Below are 17,986 nucleotides of genomic sequence, written 5' to 3' on the forward strand. Positions count from 1 at the left end.
GACGCCGGTTTAGCCGCGCCGGGCCATGGATGGCCCGTCGCGGCGGCCCGCTTCGTGCTGCCGGAGTGAGGGAACGCCGAGCCTAGGCGAGGCGCCGACAGGCGGGGCAGAGCGCTTTGGTTACTTTGCCGCTTTTTTTGCAAAGTGACTCGCTGTAAGAGCGAAACCATGAGCCGCCGTTACCCAAATAACGGATATGTACTCACCCCCACACTCACACCCGCCCCTCCCTGGCACAACCATCCCGCAACTGCGCCGCCAGCTTCTCCTCGTCCAGCGCCCCTTCCCACTTGGCAATAAACAGCGTCGCCACACCATTGCCAATCACATTGATCAACGCCCCACCCTCGGAAATAAACCGATAAACCCCGAGCACCAACACCAACCCCGCCGCCGGAATCACATCCAGACTACCGAGGGTCGCCGCCAGCGTAATAAACGCCCCACCGGTAACACTGGCCGCCCCCTTGGACGTCAGCAGCAGAATCAGCAACAACGTGACCTGGTGCCACAAATCCAGGGGGATATCCAACGCCTGGGCAATAAAAATCGCCAGCACCGTCATGTTGATGCAACTGCCATCAAGGTTGAAGCAATAACCCGACGGCACCACCAATCCCACCACCGACTTCTCACAGCCCAGACGCTCAAGCTTGCCCATCAACCGCGGCAACGCCGACTCCGAGGACGACGTCCCAAGCACCAGAAACAACTCATCGCGAATGTACTTGAGAAACTGCCACAAACTGAAACCAGACAACCGCGCCACCAGGTTCAACACTACAAACACAAAGAAAACCGCCGTCACGTAGTAGCAGATCAACAAGTTCCCATAGGCCCCCAGCGAGCCCACGCCGTACTTGCCGATAGTAAATGCCATGCCACCAAACGCCCCCAGCGGCGACACATACATGACAATCCTGACCATGCGAAAAAACGCCTGGGCCACCAGATCAATCAGGTTCAGCAACGGCTTGCCGGCCGCGCCAAGCATCTGCAGCGCGAACGCAAACAGGATGGAAATGAACAGCACCTGCAGAATGTCACCCTCGGCAAACGCACCGAACACGGTACCCGGCACGATATGCGTGAGAAAGCCCACCACGCTCTGCTCATGGGCCAGCTTGCTGTAGCCGGCAACCGCCTGGCCATCGAGGGTCGCCGGATTGATATGCATACCCGCCCCGGGCTGCATCAGGTTGACGCCGATCAACCCAATCACCAGCGCCAGCGTGGTCAGCACTTCGAAGTACAACAGCGACTTGAAGCCGACCCGGCCGATGCGCTTGAGGCTCTGCATACTCGCAATACCGCTGACCACCGTACAGAAGATGATCGGTGCGATCAGCATCTTGATCAGCTTGATGAACGTGTCGCCCAAGGGCTTCATCTGCTCACCCACGCTGGGGTAAAAGTGCCCGACGATAATGCCCAGCAGGATCGCCAGCAGCACCTGCACATACAGGTGGCGCAGTACGCGGCGCAGGCGTGACGGGGATTTTTCCGAAATCATGCTTGTTATTGTTTTCATGAGTGGACCTTGTTGTGGGAGGGTGAAACCTCTACGACACGACGTTGACCAGGCTCCCGCGGTGGTAGCCCTGAAGGTTGCCGAGGATGCCGTCGGCCAGCCGTTGCAGGCTGCTCTGGCTGGCCCAGGCCACGTGGGGCGTGATGATCAGGTTGGAGTGCGGGCTGTTGAGCAAGGGGTGTTCGGCCGGTGGCGGTTCCTGGCACAGCACATCCAGGGCTGCCCCCCCAAGCCGGCCACGCTCCAGTGCCGTGAGCACTGCGGCTTCATCCACCAGCGGCCCGCGTGCGGTGTTGATCAGCAAGGCGCCGGGCTTCATTTGGGCAAGTTCTGCGACGCCGATCAGGTGGCGGGTATGCTCGGTCAGCGGGCAGTGCAGGGAAATCACGTCGCTTTGCGCCAGCACGGTTTCAAACGACTGGTAACCCTGCCGCACCGCTGTCACACCTCGGTGCTCGGCGAACATCAGGCGCATGCCCAAGGAACTCGCCAGGCGCGCCGTAGCAAGGCCAATCGCCCCTTTGCCGAGGATGCCCACCACGCTGCCCTGCACATCCTGGATCGGCTCGCGGTGCACGCAAAAGTGCCTTGAATTCGCCCAGTCCCGCCGCGCCGCGCGCTGGTAGGCAAACAGCTGCCGGCGCAAGGCAAAGATCGAGGCGATCACCGACTCGGCGACGCTTTGCGCCGAATACGCCGGCACGTTGGATACGCTCACGCCAAAGTCGCGGCAAGCGGCCAAGTCAATGCAGTCGTAGCCGGTTGCCGCAACGCAGATAAAACGCAGGTTCGGCAGCTGCTCGAGTTCAAGGCGGCCAATGCGCACCTTGTTGGTGATCAATACGTGGGCATGCCGGGACACGTCCACTACTTGATCGGCAGGCGTATCGGGGCGGTCTTGCCAGTCGGTGACCCAGCCCGGCGCAGGAATGTTCAGCGGCAGGCTGTCGCTGTCGAGGAACACCACGTTCATGGCTGCACCTGCTCGGAAATCTCGATCAAGTTCAGGTCCGGGTCACGCACGTATACCGAGCGGATCGGCCCGGTGGCGCCGGTACGCATCACCGGGCCCTCGATGATCGGCCACTGAACCTTGGCCAGGCGAGCAATCACCTGGTCCAGTGGAATCGAGGCGATAAAGCACAAGTCCAGCGCCCCCGGTACGGGCAAGTGTGCCTTGGGCTCGAACTCGTGGCCGCGCACGTGCAGGTTGATTTTCTGCTGGCCGAAGGCGAACGCCTTGCGCCCGCCGGCGAAGGTCTGCACCTGCATGCCCAGCACGCGCACGTAGAAATCCTCGGCGGCAACCGGGTCGAGGGTGGTGAGTACCAGGTGGTCAAGATGATCGATCATGGGCGCAGCTCCAGGGTGTTGGCCACCTGCTTTTCCAGGCTGGCGACATGGGCGGGAATCGGGTGCAGGTCCAGGCGTTTACCGGCCTTGAGGACCTGGCTGGGAATCTCGTGGCCGATCAGGCCGGGCAGTTGCCGGGCAACCGCCAGCACGCGGTCGAGGTCGACGCCGGTGCTGAACCCCATCAGTTGCAGCATGTGCAGCAGGTCTTCAGTGCACACGTTGCCGCTGGCGCCCGGCGCGTAAGGGCAACCGCCGAGGCCGCCGAGGGATGAGTCGAAGCGGTCCACCCCGGCGTCGATCGCGGCCAGTGCGTTGGCCAATGCCATGCCACGGGTGTTGTGGAAATGCAGGGTCAGTTGCAGCGCCGGGAACCGCTCGCGCACGGCCCGGGACAACGCCTCGACCTGGCTTGGGTAGGCCATGCCGGTGGTGTCGCACAAGGTCACGCCCCGGGCGCCCAACTCGGCAAACCGCTCGACCCAGTGCAGCACCTCCCCCACCGGTACATCGCCCTGCATGGGGCAGCCAAACACCGTCGACAACGACACATTGATCGCCACCGGGCCCTTGGCGCCGGTCACACTGAACACCTCACGCAGTTGGGCAAACGACTGCTCGCGGCTCATCCGCAGGTTGGACCGGTTGTGGGGTTCGCTGACCGACATCACCAGGTTGGCTTCATCAATGTTGCACGCCAGCGCCCGCTCGGCGCCACGCACGTTGGGCACCAGCACGGTGTACTCCACCGCGGGGTTGCGGCGAATCCCATGCATCACCGCTTCGGCATCCCGCAGCGCAGTGATGGCCTTGGGCGAGGTAAACGAGGTGACTTCGATCTTGGCAAAACCACACTGGCTGAGGGCATCGATCATGGCGATCTTGTCGGCCGTCTCGATAAACCGAGCTTCATTCTGGAAACCGTCGCGGGTGGCGACTTCCTGCAAAAACAGGCGTTGCATGGCTGTATCTCCGGTTCAAATAATGCCGCGCTGGCGCCAGTCGGCTTGTTGCGCAGGAGCGATGCCGAGACCGTCGAGAATCTCGGTGGTGTGCTGGCCGAGGGTCGGCGCCGGGCGAATGACGCGGCCCGGGGTCGTGCCGAGCTTGGGCACGATGCCGGGCAAGGTTACCGGTGTGCCGTCGTCGAGCTGGCTGTCGAGGAGCATGTCGCGTGCCCGGTAATGCGGGTCGTGGGCGATGTCGGCGGCGTTGTAGATCTTGCCGGCGGGAATCCGCGCTTCGGTGAGGATCGCCAGCACCTCATCCAGTGTTCGCTGAGTGGTCCATTCGGAAATGGCAACGTCGATGCGTTCAACCTGCAACACCCGACCGTCGTTTTGCGCCAGCGCCGGGTCGGCTGCCAGGTCAGGACGAGCGATCACCTCCATCAGGCGTTGATAGATGCTGTCGCCATTGCCCGCGATCAACGCAAAACCGCCGTCGCGGCAACGGTACGCATTGGTCGGCGCGATGCCCGGCAAGCTGCTGCCGGCGGGTTCGCGCACGGCGTTGAACACCGAGTATTCGGGCAACAGGCTTTCCATCATGTTGAACACCGATTCGTACAGCGCCACGTCGATCTGCTGGCCTTCGCCGCCGTTCTGTTCACGATGCCGCAGGGCCAGCAGGATGCCGATCACCCCGTGCAACGCCGACAGCGAGTCGCCAATGGAAACACCCACCCGCACCGGCGTACGCCCCGGCTCGCCGGAGAGGTGGCGCAGGCCGCCCATGGCTTCGCCGATCACGCCGAAGCCGGGGCGGTCGCGGTAAGGCCCGGTCTGGCCGTAGCCGGAGACCCGCAGCATGATCAGCTTCGGGTTCAGGGCATGCAGCGTGTCCCAGCCCAACCCCCAGTTTTCCAGGGTGCCCGGGCGAAAGTTCTCGATCAGCACGTCGGCGTCCGCCACCAGTTGGCGTACCACCTCCTGGCCCTCAGCCTGGCGCAGATCAAGGGTCAGCGAGCGCTTGTTGCGTGATTGTGCGGCCCACCACACGGAGGTACCGTCGTGCAGCAAGCGCCATTTGCGCAGGGGATCGCCGGTCACCGGCGGTTCGATCTTGACCACCTCGGCGCCGAACTCGCCGAGCATTTTGGCCGCAAACGGGCCGGCGATCAGTTGACCCAGCTCCACGACCTTGAGACCTTGCAGCGGTAAGCCCATGACGTTTTCCATTCTTGTTGAGTGCGTGCGCCATGGATAATCGACACAAACCGTGCGGATGAAAATTTCGGATTTCGCCACTATCCTTTCCAGATTGGAAACCCTCGGACGCCCTGATGATCAATCCCCTGCATTTCGACCTGCTGTCCTTGCGCTTGCTGATCTTCGCTGCCGAAACCGCGAACCTGACCCGCGCCGCGGAAAAGGCCAACATGACGGTGTCGGCCGCCAGCAAGCGCCTGGCCGAACTGGAGCGCACCACCGAGTGCCCGCTGTTCGTGCGCCTGCCGCGGGGGCTGGAGCTGACGGCGGCGGGACACGGCATGGTTGAACACGCAAAAATCATTCTGGAAGGCGTCAACCGCATGGCCTGTGACGCCAGTGACTATGCGGTGGGAGTGCGCGGGCACGTGCGCTTGTTCGCCAACACCTCGGCGGTGGTGCAATTCCTGCCGGACGACCTGGCGGCGTTCCTGCGGGACAATCCCCATGTGCGTATCGGCCTGGAAGAAGCCCTCAGCGAGCCGATCATCCAGGCGGTGGAAAGTGGCCGCGCCGATATCGGGATCTTTGCCGACAACGTACCGGCAGAGGGGCTGTACAAGTTGCCGTATCGCGAGGACCGGCTGGTGTTGCTGGTGCCGGTGGGCCATGCGCTGGCTACGGAACGGAGAGTTTCTTTCAGCGACACTCTGGGTTTTGACTATGTGGCGCTGAACCAGGGCAGCTCGTTGCTGCGTCGGATCACTGACGCCGCCGCAAGCGCCGGCAAGGTGCTGAAGGTGCGAATCCAGGTCAGCAGTTTCGACGGGATCTGCCGGATGATCGAAGCCGGATTGGGCATCGGGATCCTGCCGCTGTCATCGGTGCGCGCCGAACTGCTGGGCAGCCGGCTGATCGCGGTGGAGCTGGACGACGACTGGGCGCAGCGCACCTTGTTTGTCGGGGTCGGCAGCCAGGCGCAGTTGGCACCGGAGGCGGCGAAGCTGTTCGAGTACCTGAGCCAGCGCAATCCCTAGCGAAACCGCGCGATCACCGCCTCCACCACCGGGTTCGGCCGCTGGGTATTCCAGGCGACGGCCGTGGTCACCACATTGAGCTTCTGGCTCAACGCCCGAAACACCACATTGGCCGGCGCCAGCTTCTTCAACGACGCCGGCACCAACGCAATACCCTGCCCATAGCTGACAAACGCGATCTGCGAAGCCACCGACCGCACTTCATGCAGCACCCGAGGCGAAAACCCGCTGGCACGACAGGTCGCGATCAAATTGTCGAAATACACCGGACTGACGTTGCGCGAAAACATCACCAACGGCTCATTCGCCAGGCTCGACAAACTGATCCGCGTACGACTCGCCAACGGGTGATCCGCCGGCAACGCCACCACCAGCCGGTCCTCCGTCAGCGGCAATGACTGCACCGAAGCCCCAAGGTCACCATCCAGCCGGGCAAACGCCAGGTCGATATCCCCGGCCTCCAGCGCCGGCAACGCCTCGACGCTGTCGATTTCCCGCACCGACACCGTGAGCTGCGGGTAATCAAGCTTCAGTTGCTCGATCAACCCCGGCAGCACATCAAACATCGCCGTGGAAATCGCGCCGATGGTCAACATCCCCGACTGCCCCGCCACCGCTTCTTCCACGGCGAGTTCCAGGCGCTCCAGCTGCTCGGCGAACTTGCGCACAGCCGGCAGGATCGCCGCGCCCACCGGAGTCAGCTTGGCCCCCCGTCGGGAGCGGTCGAACAGCTTGACCTTGAGCGCCTGCTCCAGCACCTGGATCTGCTCGCTCAGCGGTGGCTGGGACATGCCGAGGCGCTTGGCCGCACGGCCAAAGTTCTGCTCTTCAGCCACGGCCAGGAACAACCAGAGGTGACGAATCAGGCGAAAGTTGATCATGGTCTTATCCATAGGTTAAGCGTATGCAAGGCTTCTGTACTTCGTAATATACCTATCATAGGCACTGCCTGACACTGGCCGCCTCCGTCACCCGAGGCTTGCCCATGACCCCTGACCGTTTGCTCGACCGCCTGGCCGCACTGGACACCAACACCGTGTCCGACGCCCTCGACTTTCTCGGCCTGCCCGGCGCCACCGTGGGCCTGCGCCCGTTGTGGAACTGCCCGAAGATCATTGGCCGCGCCAGTACCGTACTGCTCGGCCCCAAGTCCGACATCGCCCCGACCGTGCACTTGATCACCCCGGTGATCGAACAGGTCGCGACAGACGACCGGGTGCTGGTGATTGCCGGCGGTATCGAGGGCATTTCCTGCTGGGGCGACATCATCGCCAACGCGGCGTTGCGCAAACACATACGCGGTACGGTGATTGATGGTTTCAGCCGCGATATCGACGGCAGCGAAGCCATCGGCTATCCGGTGTACGGACGCGGCGTGACCATGATCAGCGCGCGCAACCGCGTGGTGCAGCTCGACGCCGGCGTGACCCTCAGCGTTGCTGGCGTAAGCGTCAGCGAGGACGACTACGTGATCGCCGATACCTGCGGCACGGTGTTCGTGCCCCAGGCGGTGATCGAAAAGGTCCTGGACCTGGGCGAGCGCATTGCCCGCCGCCAGGACGGCATGGTGCAGGCCGTGCGCAGCGGGCGCTCGGTGGTCGAGGTGATGCACGACGCACAGTTTGAGGCGATCAGCCGATGAGCGCCGATATCCAGCGGCTGAACCCGCGCCTGGCCAGCGCACAACCGTCTGCCACCTATCGCATCATGGACCGCGTCGCCGAACGCCGGGCGCAAGGCGCGCAGATTATCTCGCTGTGCGCCGGCGAACCGGATTTCGACACCCCGGCGCATATCCGCGAAGCCGCGATCCAGGCCATTGAAACCGGGCATACCCGCTACACCCAGGTGGCCGGTGCGCGGGCCCTGCGGGAGGCGGTGGCGGCGAAGTTCCGGCGCGAAAACGGCCTGGACGTGTCCTGGCAGGACACCCTCGTGTGCAACGGCGGCAAGCAGGTGATCTACAACGCCCTGGCAGCCACCCTCAATGAAGGCGACGAGGTGATCGTGCCCGCGCCGTACTGGGTCAGTTACCCGGAGATGGTGCAACTGTGCGGCGGCGAGGCGCGCATCGTCACTTGCAATGCCAACAGTGGATTCAAGCTGACACCCGAGGCCCTGGCTGCTGCAATCACCCTGCAAACACGCTGGCTGATCCTCAATTCACCGTCCAATCCCACCGGCGCGGTGTACAGCGAGGGCGAGCTACGGGCGCTGGCCGAAGTGCTGTTGGCCCACCCGCAGGTGCTGATCCTGGCCGATGACATTTACGAGCACCTGATCTTCGACGGCCAGGCCTTTCATACCCTGGCCCAGGTTGAGCCGCGTTTGGCACCACGCACATTGACCATGAACGGCGTGTCCAAGGCCTACGCCATGACCGGCTGGCGCATCGGTTTCGCCACCGGCCCACGCTGGCTGCTGGAGGCCATGGAAAAACTCCAGGGCCAGCAGACCTCCGGCGCCTGTTCGATCTCGCAACAGGCGGCCCTCGCTGCACTGGAAGGCCCCAGGGATTTCATCCGCGACAGCCGCCGGGTGTTCCAGGCGCGCCGGGACTTGATGGTCCAGTTGCTGAACGACACGCCAGGCCTGACGTGCATCAGCCCCGCCGGCGCGTTCTACGCGTTCGCCTCATGCGCCGCGCTGATCGGGCGCACCTCGGCGGGCGGGCGGCTGCTGCGCAGCGATGAAGACGTGGCCCTGGCGCTGCTGGATGAGGCCAATGTAGCCGTGGTGCATGGCAGCGCCTTTGGCCTGGGGCCATACATCCGCATCGCCTATGCCCTGGATGACAAATCGTTGCGCCAGGCGTGCGAGGCAATCCGCGGCTTCTGCAGCAGCTTGCTGGCAGAAGAATAAAAGTGATGAGTTCACATAGATAAATATCGCTAATGGTGGCGTGCGCCCCTTCTTAAGATTAAGGCCGAACAGGACAACACTCACAACAACAAGGTCCGCCCCCATGTCTATGCCTGAAGTCATAAAACCCGCTGTGCGCAGCCAATACCGCTGGGTGGTTGCTGCGCTGATTTTCCTGATCTACACCGTGGCCGCCGCCGACCGGGCCAACCTCGGCGTGGCGCTGCCGTTCATTCGCCAGGAATTTGCAATGAGCAATGCCCAGGCCGGTGGCCTGGTCAGCCTGTTCCTGCTGGCTTACGCCCTGGCACAACTGCCGTCGGGCTTTGCCTTCGGGCGCTTTGGCGTCAGCCGGATCCTGCCGGGGGCCATGGTGCTGACCTCCCTGTTGACCGGGCTGGTGGGCACCGCCAGCTCACTGCTGGCGCTGAAACTCTATCGCCTGGGCCTGGGTATCGCCGAAGGCCCGCTGCCCATCAGCATGACCACCACCATCAATAACTGGTTTCCGGCACGGGAAAAAGGCACCGCGTCGGGGATCTTTCTGTCGGCCGTGAAGTTCGGACCGGTGATCGTGCCGCCGCTGTGTGCCGTGATCATTTCGGTATGGGGCTGGCGCGAAATTTTCTACTTCTTTGCGATCCCGGGCATCGTGCTGGCGGTGGTCTGGTACTTCATGGTCACCGACCATCCGTCCCGCAGCCGCTTCGTCAACCAGGCCGAACTTCAATACATCGTCGAAGACACCGCAATCGCCCAGACCGCCCGTGTGCACAAGACGCCGGCGTGGGTGAAAAAGCTCGACCGGGTGATCCGCACCCGCGATGAAAAGCCCCTGGAAACCAACCGTCAGGTTTTCACCTCATGGAATATCTGGGGGTGCGCCACCAGCTACTGCTTCCAGCTCGGTGTCTCCAGCGTGCTGCTGGCGTGGATTCCCACCTACCTGATGACCGTCAAGCAGTTTTCGATCATGAACATGGGCCTGGTCTCGGCAGCGCCCTGGGTGGGCGCGGTGCTGGGCAACCTGCTGGGAGGTTTCTGCTCGGACCGTCTGATGGGCGGGCGCCGCAAGCCGGGCATGTTGCTGTCGGCGGTCGGCACCTCGTTGATGATGTACCTGCTGATCAACTCACCGGCCGAGCCCCTGCCCTACGGCTTGCTGCTGATGCTGACCGGCGTGGTGCTGAGCCTCGGCTTCTCGTCCTACATGGTCTACCCGATGGGCCTGACCACCAAGAAGACCTTCCCGATCTCCAACGCCATCGTGAACATGATCGGCCAGTTGGGCGCCGCCGCCACGCCCTTCATCACCGGCCTGCTGCTGGACAACTACGGCTGGAACTACGTGTTCGCCTGGCTGGCGATCGGCTCGTTCATCAGCTTCATCATTTTGCTGACCATTGCCGAGCCCCGCCCGGCCTCCAGCCACCCGACCTGATTTGTCACCACCACGAGGAGTTACCCATGTCACCCCAAGACCAAGAATTGGTTGCCCTGTTTGCCGGCCTGGACACCCCGGGCGTGTCCGACGCCCTGGACAAGCTAGGCCTGCCCGGCCAATGCCTGGGAATCATGCCCCTGGACAACTATCGCCAGGTGGTGGTCGGCCCGGCCTTCACGGTGCGCTACGTCAGCGCCAGCACCCCGCCGGGCACCGTAGGCGACTTTATCGATGACGTGGCCGAAGGCGATGTGGTGGTGATCGACAACGACGGACGCACCGACTGCACGGTGTGGGGCGACATCATGACCCAGTACGCCGGCAGCCAGCGGATCGCCGCGACGGTGATCGATGGCGTGTGCCGCGACGTGAGCAAGGCCCTGGGCGACGGCTACCCGCTGTTCACCAAGGGCCGGTTCATGCGCACGGGCAAGGACCGGGTTGAAGTGGAAGCGGTAAACCAGCCGGTGTCCATCGGCCAGGCCCGGGTGTGCGCCCGGGACATCGTGGTCGCCGACGCCAATGGCGTGGTGATCGTGCCGCGCGAGCGGGCCCATGAAGTGGCAGCCTGTGCACGCTCGATTGAAGCGGTGGAAGCGCGTATCCGGGCGCTGCTCGATGAAGGCAAATCCCTGCGTGAAGCACGGGCGGCGCTGGGTTATCACACCCTGCAACGCAAGGGCTGAAAGGTCCTTCAGTTCGCCGGTCGCAACAGCTGCATCTGCTGGCGATAGTCATCCGTCACCTGCCGCGACTGGCTGCTGCTGGTAATCACCCTCGGTGTGATCAGCACGATCAACTCGGTGCGATCCCTGGACTTGCTGGTGTTGCCAAACAACCAGCGCAGCCCGGGGATTTTCCCCAGGGACGGCACGGCGCTGACGCTCTCCGCGTTGTCCTGCTTGATCAGCCCGCCGAGCAACACGGTCTGGCCGCTTTGCACCGCCACCTGGGTCGACACCGAGCGCGTGGAGATACGCGGGTTGTTGGGTGTGTCGCTGCTGTTGGTGGTTTGGTTCTCGGCGTCGCTGACCTGTTGCTGGATGTCCATGTACACCAGGCCGCCCGGGTTGATCCGCGGCACCACGTCGAGGATCACCCCGGTCTGCACGTATTCGACGCTGCTCAAGGTGCTGTCGGCGTTGCCGGTGCTGACCGTGGTCTGGCTGATGGGGATGTTGTCACCCACCTGGATCTGCGCCGGCTGGTTGTTCATCACCACCAGCGACGGCGCCGACAGCACCTGGGTGCGGCCGTTGGTTTCCAGGGCGTGCAAGGCCACTTGCAGGTTGGAGCTGACGAAGGAATAGAACAGCGAATCCGCGCCCAATTCCGCACCGCCACCACCCAGGGCGCCCTGGCTGCCAGGGGTATTGGCTACCGTGGTGCTGGTGGAGTTGCCCGCCAGGCGGCCCAGGTACCATTGCACCCCTAGGTCCAGTTCGCCGGTGAGTTTGACTTCGAGGATGCGCGTCTCGATCTGCACTTGCAGCGGCGGCTTGTCGAGGCGCTTGATCGCCGATTCGATCTCCTTCCACTGCACCGGTCGGGTGCGTACCAGCAACTGGTTACTGCTTTTTTGCGCGGTGATCCGGGTGCCGGCATCGAGGCTTTTGGGGGCGGGGCCTGGCTCGGCGTTTTCAGTGTCTTCAGTGGCGACCGGGGCCTGGTCCTCATCGTCACTGACGGGCGGGCTATTGCTGCTGTTGTTCAAGCCACCCGAGGTGCCGCCGCTGGTGTTGAGTGACGACAAGGTCGCCGTGCGCAGCCCCGGCGCCACCTTGGCCGGCGCATCGTCCTTGATCGCGCCGGTGCCGTAGATCTGCCGCAGGTATTTGGCGAGGTCCGTGGCCTTCATGTTGCGCACGTCGTAGACGTACATCTGCGGCTCGTTGCCGCCGCCTTCATCGATGGTGTGAATCCAGTCGCCAACTTCACTGAGGTACTGCGGCTGGGACGAGATCGCCACCACCGAATTGGTCCGCTCGATGGGCAGGAAGCGCACCATGCCCGCCAGGGGCATGCCGCTGTCGGGGCCAAACATTTTTTGCAGCTCGGGCATCAACTCGGCCACCGAGGCCCGTTGCAAACCGAACACCCCCACCGACATCCCCTTGAGCCAATCGACGTCGAAGGTGTCGATGGTGTCCTGATAGTTGGCCAACTCATCCGGCGTACCGGCCAGGCTCAGCACGTTGCGTGCCGGGTCCACCAGCAGGAATGCGTTTTCCCGGGCGAACGGCTTGAGCAGTTTCTGCATTTCCGTAGCCGAGATATAGCGCAGCGGAAACAGCCGTGCCGAGAGCCCGCTGGAGGGTTGCGACACGCTCATTTCCGGCACCAGCTTGCCCGCCACCGCCTGGTTGGCGGGCAGGATCACGTAGCGCTGGCCCTGGCGGATCATCGCGTTATCGGTCCAGGACAACAGGGTTTCGAGGATCGACAGCGCCTGTTTCTTGTTCACCGGCTTTGAGGTGGAAAAGCTTACGTTGCCTTTCACGCCTTGGGCGATGCTGTAGTTCTCGTGCAACAGGTCGCCCATGACGCTGTTGATCACCGCTTCAATCGGCTGGTCGGCGAAGTTGAACACGATGTCGCCACTGGCTTCATCCTTGACCGCCGGCGCCGGTGCGGGCTGGCGCACGAACTGCTGGTTACCGCGAATCAACTGGCGCTGGGGCGGCGTGGGCGTCTGGGGTTGGCGACTGTCGGCAGCAGGCGACTCGCTGGCCGGGTCCACGGGCGGCCGTTGCGAACCGGTGCCCTGCATCGCCTCGTGAAGCAAGGCATCGTCCGGGTCGAGGTGATCGGGGAATGACCCACAGCCGCCCAAGGCGACGGCGGTGGCCAGGCAAAACACGCTGGTGCGCAAGGCGCTAGGGGAAGTATCGATCAAGGAGCGGGCTCGTGAGGAAGGGAAATCGGTGGTGTGGTGGACGGCGGCGGCAAACGCGGAACGCTGAGGCTCAGGGTTTGCGTGCGGCCATCCAGCACAAAACGGGCGTGCAGCGGTGTCAGGTGTTCCAGGCGCCAGCCGTTGGGCAGAGTCTGGCCTTGGTGGACCTTGAGCGGCGGGCCCTCGTCACGCTTGAGCAGCGCGACGCGCAGGTCGCCGTCGAGCAGCACGCCGGTCAGCTTCAGGCTCGACAGGCTGGAAATCTCGGCCTGGCCAACGGCGGCATCGGGGCTGCGGTCGGGGCTGAACAGCGGCGCCTGCCAGGTGCCGGCGAGGCTTTCCAGGGTCGCACTCGGGGCCACGTGAACCTTCGCCGAAGCATTGGCGCGCACGGCGGAGGCAGGCTCATCCAGCCACTGCGGCGCGTCGCCGATGCTGCTCAAGATGCCCACCATCAGCAGGCCCAGCAGCCCGGCCACACCGAGCAACACCCACTCGAGGGGGCGCAATGAATTGATCATCGGCGGGCCTGCGTGGCGGCTGCCGGTTGCAGATAACCGCGCACCAACAGGTGCACCACCAGCTTTCCGGCACCGCCGCTGGCGGGGGCATTCGGCCCGCGACGGACGCTCATTTCATCCACGAAAAGGAACGGTCGCTGGTACTCCAGCTCATGCAGGATCGCAGTCAGGGGTTCGATGGCGCAGTTGAGGGTCAGGCTGACTTTGACCTGGCGATAGGGCTCGGTGTCGTCCTGCTCCGGGGTGATGGGCATGCGCTGGGTCAGGCTGCAGCCGCCGCCGAGGCCGGCGCGGCTGTTGATCAGGTCGGCGATGCGCTGCATCAGGTCCGCCGCCACGGCGCTGGGGTCATCCCCCGGCAACAGGCTGGTGCTGCTGGCCGGGTCCTGGCGGGCTTGCTCCAATTGCTCACGCAAGGCGGCGCCCTGGTGCAGCAGGCCCGCATAGCGTTGCTGTTGTTCGCGCAGCTGTTCGGCCTGCTCGCCCATGGCACGCAATGGCCCGGCGAACCAGCTGTCGATCAGCAGCCAGTAACCGCCGCCCAGCACCAGCGCCAGGACCAGCAAGGCGGCGCCGCGACGCTCACGGGGTGTCAGTGGTCGGCGCATCGGCGGCCTCCTGGTGCAAGTGGGCGCGCAGGGAAAACTGATCCTTGCCGGTTTGCGCATCGGGTTGGATCACCCCTTCGAACTGGGGGTTTTCCAGGCTGTGGCAAGCCTTGATCCGGGTGATCAGGGCACTCGCCTTGGCGCTCTGCCCGGAGAAGGACACGTCGGCGCCGTCGTTGACCTCCAACTGGTCGATCCAGGTATCGGCGGGCAGGCAGGCGGTCAGCTCGTTGAGCAACGCCGCCAACGGCGGTTGTGCCGACTTGCGGCGAATCAGGTACTGCGCGGCGCCACGGGTATTGAGCAGTTGCTGGCGCAGGCTCTGGACCTCGGCGACCTGGGCTTTCTGTTGTTGCACCTGCGCCTGCATGACGTCGAGCACCCGCTGGCGGTCGTTGAGCCACAGCAGCATCGCGGCAATCAGCAAGGCGCCGCACAGCCAGGGCAGGCTGCGTTGCAAGCCCTTCCCGGCCGGCCGCTGGCGTGGGCGCAACGGCGCCGGCAGCAGGTCGATGCCCATTGGCCCGTCCACATCCACCGCATGGGGCTGCAAGCCGAGAGCAGCGCAGTCCAACAGGATTTGATCCAGGCGCTCCCGCAGGATGGCCACCAGGGTCACTTGCACATGCGTGGCGGTGCGCCGTTCCTGGCGGGCCACGAAGTACAACTGTTCAGCTTCGAACGGGGTAAAGCGGTCCAGCTCATAACCCACCACCGTCGACAGGTTGCGCGCGGCCGCCAGGGGCAGTTGCAGGGTTTGCAGCAACACCGCCGAGGGCGCGAGCACCAGCACCTGGCGCACCTCGTCGGCAGGTTTTGCCACCGGCCCGGTCAACGGCCAGTGGTAGCGGTGCTCGGGGATGTCACGGACCGACACCCACGCCGGCAGGCAGCCACGCAGCTCCTTGAGCCACAGGCGCCAGCCCACTTGCAGCAAGCTGCCGCGCCAGCGCCGGGTGAGCGGTTCGGCCAGCTGTTGAAGGCGCGCCACTCGCGCCGAAAGGTATGGATTCATTCTTGCCAACGCAGCACCCGATAAGGTTGTGCGCTTCCCTCCGATGGGCTCAATAAAACCGTGGTTCGTAACCGGGCGTGGTAACCGCCGGGGCGTTGTGCGCGGCTGTCGATCACCAGCACGTCACCGGGGTCGGCCCCTACCGCGCTCTGCCGGGGCAGGTTCAGCGCCTGGCGCATCAAGGGGCTGGCGAAGGCGGGATCGGGCCGGTCCAGGCCACTCCACAAACTGATTTCCGGGGCCACCCGGCTGTACAGCGCCTGGGTCATGCCGGGCAATTGCCGCACTTCCTCCACCACGCGGAACGGCGCCAGGCCTGCGTTGCGCCGCATTTCCAGGTCCCTGGCGAGCCGGCTGGCCTGGGCCTGGGTGGCACCGCAGGCCAGGGCCAGGCGGGCAAAGTCAGCGGCCTCGGCGCTGTTCAAATACAGCTTGCCGCGCTCGCTGTGCAGGCTCACGTGAAGCTGTGCGTCATCAAATACCATGGGCATTTCGCGGCCGTCGGCGATCCATTGCTTGCGTTGCAGCGGGTCGGCCAGGGCCTGCATGGCCAACGCCACGCCCGCCTCCGCCGCCAGCAGCGCCTGGGTATGCTGGCGATGCCACAGGGCCTGGCGGCTTTCCAGTTGTACCCAACCGGCCAGGCCGCCCAGCAGCAAGCTGAGCAACGCCAGTACCCACAGCACCAGCAGCAATGCAACGCCGCGCTGACGCTTCATTCGCCTGATGCTCCGCTGGAGAGGTTCAGCCGCAGGGCAACCACTTGGGTGACCCACGGCACCGGTCCGTTGACCTGTGCTGCAATGCGTACCGCATAAGGCAGGCGTTTGGTCCACGGCCAGTTACTGATCCAGCCGGTGGCCTGGCCCTTGGGCGACAGGCCGCGATAGCTGAATTGCAGATCCTCGACGTTCTTCAGCAACACCTGCGGCTCGCTGCGGGTGGCCGGCACGCTCACTTGGGCATTGGACTCAAACCGTGCGAACGCCACCTGCAACTCGCGCTCGGTCAACTGCAAGGTGAAACGCTGGATACCGCCGCCGAGCACGCCCGGCAAGGTCGCGACGTATTGCAGGCGCTGGGGAGCGCCGACAAAAAAGCCGTTGGTCTGGCTGTCGTCCTCGGTCACGTCCAGGGGCAGCGCCTCGCTGATGGACGTGCGCAGGAACTGTTGCGCGGCACGACTTTCATCCAGGCTGACGGTGTAGCGCTGCGCCTTGAGTACTGCACGGTTGGCTCCCAGGAGCGCGCCGCCCACCAGGGCCAACAACACGCCCAGCAGGCTGAGCACGATCATGATTTCGAGCAACGTGAAGCCCCGCTGCTGCTTCACTGGAGGCTCCCGTCGCGGCTGGCGCGCAGTTTCAAGGTACTGAAATTTGCGCGGCGCGGACCTTCGCTGACGCTGAGATCGAGGCGAAACAAATGTGGCTGACCGATGCGGGTGGGCTGCTGGGCGACGCGCAGTTGCCAGGCAATGCCGTCCAGCTCGCCCTCGCGCACGCCACTGGCCAGGGGCCCCGACGCCTCCTGATCCATCACGCTCAAGGCGGTATGGGTCAGGCGGTCGCTGTGGGCCACCTGCAACAACGAGCGCGCGCTTTGGCCGAACGCGACCAGCAACACCGTGCTGCAGATCGCCATGAGGGTCAGCGCTGCGAGCATTTCCAGCAAGGTGAAACCCGACTGACGCTTCATGGCAATGCCCTGGACTGCACGCTGCCGGTCAGCCAGCCGACGTCGATGCGCCAGCGCCGCGTGCCATTGGCCAATAACAGGTTGCCGCCGGTAGAGCTGCCGTCGGGGTAAAACTCCACCGCAGCGCCTGCGTGTTCGGCGGTGTGCAGGGTCACTTGCAGATCGGCCGGCCAGTGCTTGATGGGTTGCCCCGGCGCCTGAAAGCTCAGCCGGGCCAAGTCGAAGACGGTCTTGGCCGACCTGCCGCTGACAATCGCCCGTGCCCGTGTGCTGCGCAGGGCATCCACCATCTGCCCGACCACCTGGCGCTCTTTCGCTACTCGCAGGCCTTGTTGCAGGCCAAATCCCACCAACCCGGCCGCGATGCTGATCAACACGATCACCACCAGCATCTCCAGCAGGGTAAAGCCGCGTTGGAGGGCCGGCATTATTCCCAGTTGCCCAGGTCGGCGCTGTAGCCTTCGCCGCCGGGCTGGCCGTCCTGACCGTAGAAGATCAGGTCGAAGGCGCCATGTTCACCGGGGAAGCGATAGCCGAAGGCATGGCCGAACGGGTCCTTGAGGTCTGAGGGCTTGGCGTACGGCCCGGCCCAGCCGGCGGTGTTGCCGGGCTTGTCGACCAATTGCTGGAGGGTCTTGGGTGGCGAGCCGACGTCCAGGCCGTAGCTCTCGATCTTCATGCTCAGGCTGGCCAGTTGCGCCTTGCCCGCGCCGTATTTGCCCTTGTCGACGTTGCCGCCCACCTGGCGCACCACGATGGTCGCGACGATGCCCAGCAACACGATCACCGCGAGCATTTCCAGCAAGGTGAAACCGCCTTGGCGGCGGGCGGGTTTGAAACGGGTATGGCGCATCGGCTTGCTTCCTTGGGT

20 protein-coding genes are annotated in these 17,986 nt (G+C 64.2%); 5 read left to right on the forward strand and 15 right to left on the reverse strand.

Annotated elements, in window-relative coordinates; all coding sequences use genetic code 11:
• Positions 1–214: 214 nt before the first annotated feature.
• From ACW9I6_RS11920 to ACW9I6_RS11940, 5 genes are read right to left on the reverse strand one after another with little or no spacing between them, the layout of a single operon-like run.
• Complete coding sequence (locus tag ACW9I6_RS11920) at positions 215–1,513, reverse strand: dicarboxylate/amino acid:cation symporter (RefSeq protein WP_457339347.1); 1,299 nt, start codon at positions 1,511–1,513, stop codon at positions 215–217.
• Between the two features lie 49 nt (positions 1,514–1,562).
• Complete coding sequence (locus ACW9I6_RS11925; protein ID WP_457339330.1) at positions 1,563–2,504, reverse strand: D-2-hydroxyacid dehydrogenase; 942 nt, start codon at positions 2,502–2,504, stop codon at positions 1,563–1,565.
• Positions 2,501–2,884 (reverse strand): VOC family protein, encoded by a 384-nt coding sequence (locus tag ACW9I6_RS11930; protein ID WP_457339331.1) that lies wholly within the window; start codon positions 2,882–2,884, stop codon positions 2,501–2,503. The genes ACW9I6_RS11925 and ACW9I6_RS11930 overlap by 4 nt, the downstream gene beginning before the upstream one ends.
• A complete protein-coding gene (locus tag ACW9I6_RS11935) occupies positions 2,881–3,846 on the reverse strand; it encodes a hydroxymethylglutaryl-CoA lyase (protein WP_457339332.1) in 966 nt (321 codons plus the stop codon). The genes ACW9I6_RS11930 and ACW9I6_RS11935 overlap by 4 nt, the downstream gene beginning before the upstream one ends.
• Before the next feature lie 15 nt (positions 3,847–3,861).
• Positions 3,862–5,052: a CaiB/BaiF CoA transferase family protein gene (locus tag ACW9I6_RS11940; protein ID WP_457339333.1), complete on the reverse strand. Its 1,191-nt coding sequence runs from the start codon at positions 5,050–5,052 to the stop codon at positions 3,862–3,864.
• A gap of 116 nt (positions 5,053–5,168) precedes the next feature.
• On the opposite strand from ACW9I6_RS11940, the gene ACW9I6_RS11945 reads away from it, so the two are divergent.
• Positions 5,169–6,071, forward strand: coding sequence for a LysR family transcriptional regulator (locus tag ACW9I6_RS11945; RefSeq protein WP_457339334.1), 903 nt, complete (start codon positions 5,169–5,171; stop codon positions 6,069–6,071).
• Here ACW9I6_RS11945 and ACW9I6_RS11950 read toward each other — a convergent pair.
• Positions 6,068–6,952: a LysR family transcriptional regulator gene (locus ACW9I6_RS11950; protein WP_134326192.1), complete on the reverse strand. Its 885-nt coding sequence runs from the start codon at positions 6,950–6,952 to the stop codon at positions 6,068–6,070. The two genes, ACW9I6_RS11945 and ACW9I6_RS11950, sit on opposite strands and share 4 nt — an antisense overlap.
• A 104-nt stretch (positions 6,953–7,056) precedes the next feature.
• Here ACW9I6_RS11950 and ACW9I6_RS11955 point away from each other — a divergent pair, with 104 nt between their 5' ends.
• From ACW9I6_RS11955 to ACW9I6_RS11970, 4 genes are all read left to right on the forward strand, one after another.
• Positions 7,057–7,713, forward strand: coding sequence for an RraA family protein (locus ACW9I6_RS11955; RefSeq protein WP_177039766.1), 657 nt, complete (start codon positions 7,057–7,059; stop codon positions 7,711–7,713).
• Complete coding sequence (locus ACW9I6_RS11960; protein WP_102605839.1) at positions 7,710–8,933, forward strand: pyridoxal phosphate-dependent aminotransferase; 1,224 nt, start codon at positions 7,710–7,712, stop codon at positions 8,931–8,933. Before ACW9I6_RS11955 ends, ACW9I6_RS11960 begins: the two co-directional genes overlap by 4 nt.
• Before the next feature lie 103 nt (positions 8,934–9,036).
• The gene (locus ACW9I6_RS11965; RefSeq protein ID WP_256344175.1) at positions 9,037–10,374 is read left to right on the forward strand and encodes an MFS transporter; all 1,338 of its coding nucleotides are present in this window, start codon (positions 9,037–9,039) and stop codon (positions 10,372–10,374) included.
• A 26-nt stretch (positions 10,375–10,400) separates the two neighbouring features.
• Positions 10,401–11,063 (forward strand): RraA family protein, encoded by a 663-nt coding sequence (locus tag ACW9I6_RS11970; protein WP_003209925.1) that lies wholly within the window; start codon positions 10,401–10,403, stop codon positions 11,061–11,063.
• 8 nt (positions 11,064–11,071) lie between these two features.
• Here the strand turns inward: ACW9I6_RS11970 and gspD are convergent, their stop codons facing one another.
• Genes gspD through gspG form a run of 9 tightly spaced genes read right to left on the reverse strand, consistent with a single transcriptional unit; the run spans position 11,072 to position 17,968 of the window.
• The gene (gene gspD / locus ACW9I6_RS11975; protein WP_457339335.1) at positions 11,072–13,273 is read right to left on the reverse strand and encodes a type II secretion system secretin GspD; all 2,202 of its coding nucleotides are present in this window, start codon (positions 13,271–13,273) and stop codon (positions 11,072–11,074) included.
• Positions 13,270–13,794 carry a general secretion pathway protein GspN gene (locus ACW9I6_RS11980; protein ID WP_008437209.1) on the reverse strand — a complete coding sequence of 175 codons (525 nt, stop codon included), beginning with the start codon at positions 13,792–13,794 and terminating at the stop codon, positions 13,270–13,272. Before ACW9I6_RS11980 ends, gspD begins: the two co-directional genes overlap by 4 nt.
• Positions 13,791–14,402 carry a type II secretion system protein GspM gene (gene gspM / locus ACW9I6_RS11985; protein WP_023659000.1) on the reverse strand — a complete coding sequence of 204 codons (612 nt, stop codon included), beginning with the start codon at positions 14,400–14,402 and terminating at the stop codon, positions 13,791–13,793. Before gspM ends, ACW9I6_RS11980 begins: the two co-directional genes overlap by 4 nt.
• The gene (locus ACW9I6_RS11990) at positions 14,377–15,417 is read right to left on the reverse strand and encodes a type II secretion system protein GspL (RefSeq protein ID WP_457339336.1); all 1,041 of its coding nucleotides are present in this window, start codon (positions 15,415–15,417) and stop codon (positions 14,377–14,379) included. The genes gspM and ACW9I6_RS11990 overlap by 26 nt, the downstream gene beginning before the upstream one ends.
• Positions 15,414–16,136 (reverse strand): type II secretion system minor pseudopilin GspK, encoded by a 723-nt coding sequence (locus ACW9I6_RS11995; protein ID WP_457339337.1) that lies wholly within the window; start codon positions 16,134–16,136, stop codon positions 15,414–15,416. The genes ACW9I6_RS11990 and ACW9I6_RS11995 overlap by 4 nt, the downstream gene beginning before the upstream one ends.
• A complete protein-coding gene (locus ACW9I6_RS12000; protein WP_457339338.1) occupies positions 16,133–16,750 on the reverse strand; it encodes a prepilin-type N-terminal cleavage/methylation domain-containing protein in 618 nt (205 codons plus the stop codon). The genes ACW9I6_RS11995 and ACW9I6_RS12000 overlap by 4 nt, the downstream gene beginning before the upstream one ends.
• Positions 16,747–17,115: a type II secretion system protein gene (locus ACW9I6_RS12005; protein ID WP_008437204.1), complete on the reverse strand. Its 369-nt coding sequence runs from the start codon at positions 17,113–17,115 to the stop codon at positions 16,747–16,749. Before ACW9I6_RS12005 ends, ACW9I6_RS12000 begins: the two co-directional genes overlap by 4 nt.
• On the reverse strand, positions 17,112–17,543 hold the full coding sequence (locus ACW9I6_RS12010; RefSeq protein WP_003209913.1) for a type II secretion system protein: 432 nt from the start codon (positions 17,541–17,543) through the stop codon (positions 17,112–17,114). The genes ACW9I6_RS12005 and ACW9I6_RS12010 overlap by 4 nt, the downstream gene beginning before the upstream one ends.
• Positions 17,543–17,968: a type II secretion system major pseudopilin GspG gene (gene gspG, locus ACW9I6_RS12015; protein ID WP_003209911.1), complete on the reverse strand. Its 426-nt coding sequence runs from the start codon at positions 17,966–17,968 to the stop codon at positions 17,543–17,545. The genes ACW9I6_RS12010 and gspG overlap by 1 nt, the downstream gene beginning before the upstream one ends.
• Between the last annotated feature and the right edge of the window lie 18 nt (positions 17,969–17,986).

The sequence above is a fragment of the Pseudomonas sp. SDO5522_S412 genome (assembly GCF_054071215.1).